The organism is Streptomyces carpinensis, from assembly GCF_002154505.1.
Classification (GTDB): domain Bacteria; phylum Actinomycetota; class Actinomycetes; order Streptomycetales; family Streptomycetaceae; genus Streptomyces; species Streptomyces carpinensis.
Window position 1 is genome coordinate 1 of record NZ_MUBM01000207.1, and the last position, 5746, is coordinate 5746.

The 5746-nt window shown below is 74.5% G+C and carries 2 protein-coding genes; both read left to right on the top strand.

The window, feature by feature from the left end; genetic code table 11:
• Positions 1-3 precede the first annotated feature (3 nt).
• Positions 4-3984: an SDR family NAD(P)-dependent oxidoreductase gene (locus BZY54_RS26835; RefSeq protein WP_425276316.1), complete on the top strand. Its 3981-nt coding sequence runs from the start codon at positions 4-6 to the stop codon at positions 3982-3984.
• A 125-nt stretch (positions 3985-4109) separates the two neighbouring features.
• Entirely contained in the window at positions 4110-5642 is a 1533-nt protein-coding gene (locus tag BZY54_RS26840) for an AMP-binding protein (protein ID WP_086727902.1), read from the top strand.
• The last annotated feature ends 104 nt before the right edge of the window (positions 5643-5746 follow it).

The following is a 5746-nucleotide window of genomic DNA, read 5'->3' on the forward strand; positions in this document are numbered from 1 at the left end:
TCGGTGTCGCATGCGTTCCACAGTCCGTTGATGGAGCCGATGCTCGCCGACTTCGCTGCTGTGGCAGCCGAGTTGACGTTCCAGGAGCCGAAGACGTCCGTCATTTCCACGGTCACCGGCGAGTCGGCGACCGGTTGGCAGTCTCCGGAGTACTGGGTGAACCAGGTCCGTGCCGCCGTCCGTTTCTCCGACGCCATACGGACGGTCGAGGAGTCCGGTGTTCGTACGTTCCTGGAGCTGGGCCCCGACGGGATTCTCGCCGGGCTGGCGCAGCAGACGCTGGAAGCGGACGACACGGTGCTGGCACCGGCCCTGCGAAAGGACCGCTCCGAGGCCGAGACCCTGCTCACGGCCCTCGCCCAGCTTCACGTCTCCGGCCTGGACGTCGACTGGAGCGCCTACTTCGCGGGCACCGGCGCCCGCCGCGTCGACCTGCCCACCTACCCCTTCCAGCGCAGGCGCTACTGGGTGGAGCCGGCCCGGCCCACCGGGGACGCGACCGCCGTCGGCCAGCTGGCGGTGACGCATCCGCTGCTCGCCGCGGTGGTGCCCGCACCGGACTCCGACGCGGTGACCTTCACCGCGCGGTTGTCGCTCGAGGGGCAGCCGTGGCTCGCCGACCATGCGGTGCACGGCGGGATTCTGCTGCCCGGCACCGGGTTCGTCGAGCTGGCCGTACAGGCGGGCGACCGGGTGGGGTGCCCGGTGCTGGAGGAGCTGATGCTCCAGGCGCCGCTGGTGCTGCCCGAGCGCGGCGGCGTCGCCCTCCAGGTCGTGGTGGGTGAGCCGGACGAGCGGGCGCGGCGGACCGTGCGGGTGTACTCGCGGCCCGAGCAGCGGCCCGACGAGCCGTGGACCCGGCACGCCGACGGTGTGCTCGGCGTCGGCACGGCCGACGCCCCCGCCGACCTCGCCCAGTGGCCGCCCGCCGGGGCCGAGCCGCTGGACGCGGAGGGGCTGTACGGCCTCCTGGCGGACCGTGGGTTCGGTTATGGCCCGGTGTTCCAGGGGGTGTCGGCGGCCTGGCGGCGCGGCGGTGAACTGTTCGCGGAGGTCGCGCTGCCGGAGCGGGCGCAGGCGGAGGCGGCCGAGTACGGGCTGCACCCGGCGCTGCTCGACGCGTCGCTGCACGCGCTGGGCTTCGGTGGTCTGGGCGCCGACGAGGACGAGGGGCAGGCACTGCTGCCGTTCTCCTGGGCGCAGGTGCGGCTGCACGCCGAGGGCGCCCCGGCGGTGCGGGTGCGGCTGTCGCCGGCCGAGGGGCAGCGCAACGCGGTCCGGCTCGATCTGGCCGATGCGGCGGGAGCACCCGTGGCGACGGTGGGTGCGCTGTCGCTGCGGCCGGTCGCGCCCGAGCAGTTGGCCGGTGGCGGGTTCCGTGATGCGCTGCTGGCCGTGGAATGGCAGCCGGTCGCGGCGGGTGCCGCGCCGGGATCGTGGGCGATCGCCGGGCCGGGCCTTCGGTCGCCGGGCATGGCGGTGGCGTCCGGGCTGGACGCGCTCGCGGCCGAGGTGCCGGACAGTGTGCTGCTGCCGGTGAGCGGGCTTGATTCCGGGTTCGGCTCGGGCGCCGACACGGCGTCCGGCTCCGGGGACGATGTCGTGCGCGGTGTCCGGGAGGCCGTCGGCGCGGCGCTGGCCGCCGTGCGGCGGTGGTTGGCCGACGAGCGGTTCGCCACCTCGCGGCTGGTGCTGGTGACGCGCAACGCGATGGCGGTGGCGGACGGCGAGGACGTCGACGTACGGCAGGCTCCCGTGTGGGGTCTGGTGCGCGCGGCGCAGGCCGAGAACCCCGGCCGGTTCGTGCTGCTGGATGTCGCGGGCGATCCCCGGGACGACGTGTCGTCGCGCGCGATCGCGGCCGCCGTCGCCTCCGGCGAGCCGGAGCTGGCGGTCCGCGGCGAGACGGTGCTGGCCCCGCGGCTGGTCCGGTCGGCCGCGGCCGGCGGGGACGCGCCGTGGGATCCGGAGGGCACGGTGCTCGTCACCGGCGGCACCGGTGGTCTGGGCGCGCTGGTCGCCCGGCGACTGGTCGCCGAGCACGGCGTCCGGCACCTGCTGCTGACCAGTCGCCGTGGCCCGGACGCGCCCGGCGCGGCGGGACTGAGGGACGAACTGGCCGGGCTGGGCGCACGGGTGGAGATCGTCGCCTGTGACGTCTCCGACCGGGACGCGGTGGCCCGGCTGATCGCCGGTGTCGGTGCCGAGCACCCGCTGCGCGGTGTGGTGCACGCCGCCGGCGTCGCACACAACGGACTGGTGGACTCGCTCACCCCGGAGCAAGTGGACATGGTGCTCGCCGCGAAGGCGGACGCGGCCTGGCATCTGCACGAGCTGACCGAGAACCTCGGCCTGACGGTGTTCGCGCTGTTCTCCTCGGCCGGCGGACTGGTGATGGCGGCCGGTCAGGGCAACTACGCGGCGGCCAACGTGTTCCTCGACGCGCTGGCGCAGCACCGGCGTTCGCTCGGCCTGCCCGCCACGTCCATGGCGTTCGGCCTGTGGGACACGGCGACGGGGCTGAGCCAGTGGCTGAGCGAGACGGACCTTCAGCGGATGAGGCGCACCGGCACCCCTGCGCTGTCCGAGGAGGAGGGCCTGTGGCTCTTCGACGCGGCGGTGGCGTCCGAGACGGCGTCGCTGGTGCCGCTGCGGGTCGATCCGGCCGCGCTGCGCGCCCGCACCGACGAGGTGCCCGCACTGCTGCGCGGCCTGGCGCCTGCCGCCCGGCGGCGCACCGCCGCCGCCGGGCCCGCCGAGGCCGGGGCGCTGCGCGCCCGGGTGCGGGGGCTCGGCGAGGCGGAGCGGGAGCAGGCCGTGCTTCAGGAGGTGCTGGCACATGCCGCCGAGGTGCTGGGGTACGGCGACTCCGGCGCGCTGGACCCGCAGGAGGGCTTCCTGGAGTGCGGGTTCGACTCGCTGACGGCGGTGGAGCTGCGCAACCGGCTGAACGCGGCGACCGGACTGACACTGCCGGCGATGGTGGTGTTCGACACCGGCAACCCGGTGGAGTTCGCCAGGCTCGTCGCGGCCCGTCTGCGGGACGCGGCCCAGGAACCGGACGGCGAACGGCCCGCGGCGGGGCCCGAGGGTTCCGGCGGGGCGGACGACGCGCTGGGCGACACGCTGTACGGGCTGTTCCTCGACGCGATCCTGTCCGGGAACCTCCAGCCGGGCCTCGCCATGCTGCGGTCGGTCGCCGCGCTGCGGCCGGCATTCGCCTCGGCCGCCGACCTCGACGTCCTGCCACAGGCGGTGTCGTACGGGCGCCGCGGCGGCGGGAGCGACGCGGGACCGCGGCTGATCTGCCTGAGCACGCCCACCGTGGCGGGCGGGGTGCACCAGCACGCCCGGCTCGCGGCGCGGCTGTCGGTCCCGGTGCTGGGCATCCCCACGCCCGGCTTCGGGCGGGGCGAGGCGCTGCCGGAGTCCTTCGAGGCGGCCGTGGACGTACTGGCGGCGGCCGTGCTGGAGGCCGCCGAGGGCCGGCCGTTCGCACTGCTCGGCTTCTCCTCGGGCGGTCTGCTGGCGCATGCCACGGTGGCCCGGCTGGAGCGGGTGCACGGGGTGCGACCGGCCGGTCTGGTCCTGATGGACACCTACCGGATGGGCGCGGCCAATGACGCGATCTTCAACCAGATGGCGTTCGCGGTGCCGGACAAGGCGTCCACCCTGGGTGCGTTCAGCAGCGCCGAGCTCTCCGCGATGGGCCGGTACGTGGAACTCCTGCCGCAGTTCCGGCAGGAGGACATCGAGGCACCGGTGCTGTTCGTACGGGCCGGTGACCTCTTCCGGCTGGGGGACGAGGAGTCGGTCACCCCGGACGGCGACTGGCAGGCCGACTGGGAGGGTGCGGACACCGTGGTCACGGTGCCCGGCACCCACTTCACGATCGTCGAGCAGCACGTGGACACCACGGCTCCGGTGGTCGACGACTGGCTGACGGGCCGCACGGCCCCCCGAGCAGAGGTGGAACTCTCGTGAGCATCGACACGAGCATTGAGGGCATCGACATCGATACGGACGTCGACGCGGGGACCGGCACGGCCGCCCGGCACGGCGCGGCCCAGCCGGTCCCCCCGCAACCCGCCCAGCGGATCCACGAGTTCATGCTGGCGTCGGCCCGGACCGCACCCGAGTCCCCGGCCGTCCTGGAGCAGGACGAGAACGGCGGCTTCCGAGTGCTGACGTACCGTCAACTGGAGCGCCGCGTCCACGACTACGCGGTGACCCTGGACGGGCTCGGGCTGGACATCGGCGACCGGGTGATCCTGGAGTCGGACAACTCGGCCTCGGCGGTGGCGATGCTGCTCGCCTGCTCCACGCTCGGGCTGGCCTTCGTCCCGGTCAGTCCCGAGGTCCCCGATCCCCGCCTGCACGCCGTCATCGACTCGGCGCGGCCCGCGCTGCACGTGCAGACCGAGCAGGGGCGGCGCGAGGGGATACCCGCGGGGATCGGCACGGCGCGCTTCGGCCCGGCGGGGGTCACCGTCGAGCGCGTCCCCGCGGCCCGGACCCGCCTGCGCCACGAGGCGGTCACCACCGACCCGGCGTACATGATCTTCACCTCCGGTACCACGGGGCGGCCCAAGGGCGTGGTGATGAGTCACCGCGGCGTGCTGTCCTTCTACCGCGGCGTGCTGGCGCGTGGCATCGCCGGCCCCGGGGACCGGGTGGCGACCACGTCGCCGCTGCAGTTCGACTTCGCGCTGCTGGACATCGGGCTGGCGCTGGGCAGCGGGGCGATGCTGATCCCCGTACCGCGCGAGATGCTGCACTGGCCGCGCCGGCTGCTGCGGTTCCTGGCCGACACCGGCGCCACCCAGGTCGACGGGGTCCCCTCGATCTGGCGGTCCGTGCTGCGGCACGAGGCCGAGGGGCTCGCGGCCCTGGCCGGCCAGGTGCGCGGCGTGCTGTTCTCCGGTGAGGCGTTCCCGATCCCCGAGCTGCGCCGCCTGCAGGAACTGCTGCCCGGCCTGCGGGTCGTGAACTGCTTCGGCCCGACCGAGACGATGGCGTTCTCGCTCACCGACGTGCCCAACCCCCTCCCGCAGGGCACGGACCGGCTCTCCATCGGCTTCGCCTACCCCGGCGCGGAGATCCTGCTGATCGGCGACGACGGCCGGCCCGTGACCGAGCCCGGCGTGGTCGGCGAGATCCATCTGCGCGGCCCGTCGCTGTTCAACGGCTACTGGGACGACCCGGAGGCGACCCGGGCGGCCCTGGTGCCCGACCCGTTCTGCCCCGAGTCCGGGCAGAACGTGTACAAGTCCGGTGACCTGGCCTGCCGCGGGGAGCACGGCGAGCTGTACTTCGCCGGCCGGGCCGACCTCCAGGTGAAGATCCGCGGCAACCGTGTCGAACTCGGCGAGATCGAGCGGCGCCTGCTGGAGTTCCCCGGCGTGGACGCCGCCGCCGTCGTCGTACGCCCCCTCCGCGGGGACGACCTCGAACTCAACGCGTTCGTGGTGCCCGCCCGGGGCGCCGCCCCCGACGCGAGCGCGCTCACCGCGTTCTGCAAGCAGACCCTGCCCGCATACATGGTGCCCCGGCGGGTGCACCTGCTCCCCGGTCTGCCGCTGACACCCAACGGCAAGACCGACCGCAGGACCCTCCTGGCCCGCCTGGACCCGGCCGCCTGATCCCTTCAGCGGTCGCCGATCACCCCTACCGACCCCTGATTCCGCCCCGACCACCCCTGACCGATGCCTGACCCACCCCGTCAACCCACCTGATTCCCCCACAC

Bases quoted from the DNA above. Each gene is read 5' to 3' on its own strand.
- BZY54_RS26840 (WP_086727902.1), top strand. From the start codon at position 4,110: ATGCTGGCGTCGGCCCGGACCGCACCCGAGTCCCCGGCCGTCCTGGAG.